The sequence below is a fragment of the Escherichia sp. 94.0001 genome (assembly GCF_013369155.2).
Lineage (GTDB): Bacteria > Pseudomonadota > Gammaproteobacteria > Enterobacterales > Enterobacteriaceae > Escherichia > Escherichia coli_F.
Map to the genome: position 1 here is coordinate 1 of NZ_JABWMS020000265.1, position 350 is coordinate 350.

Annotated in this window: 1 protein-coding gene; it reads right to left on the reverse strand. The window is 52.0% G+C overall.

Going from position 1 to position 350, the window contains the following annotated elements; genetic code table 11:
• Positions 1-71 precede the first annotated feature (71 nt).
• Positions 72-293 (reverse strand): DUF987 domain-containing protein, encoded by a 222-nt coding sequence (locus HEN33_RS25640; protein WP_001220314.1) that lies wholly within the window; start codon positions 291-293, stop codon positions 72-74.
• Positions 294-350 lie beyond the last annotated feature (57 nt).

A 350-nucleotide genomic window follows, 5' to 3' on the forward strand; every position in this document is an offset into this window, starting at 1 on the left:
GATGAGAATGGCCTCATCCACAGCGGCGTCTGAGGTCATCTGGTCGTACTCGTTTCCCGGGTGACGGAACATCAGTTCAGGGTGACACTCATCAGCCGGACATACGGGCCAAAACTGTCCTTACGGCGTTCTGCAAACACGGCAAGAACGCCGGGAATATCCTGCACTTCACGACCAGTATACGCTTCAGCACTGCCGTGCCAGCGATACTTACCGGTACAGAACGGAAAAAGACGGGATGCAGGATGCTGTTGGTGAATACGCATGGCTTCACCACGGGTGATGATTCTCATGATGTGATACCTCTGAAGACAGAAGATAAAAGTGAAAACAGGTGTGATGTGGTTGTG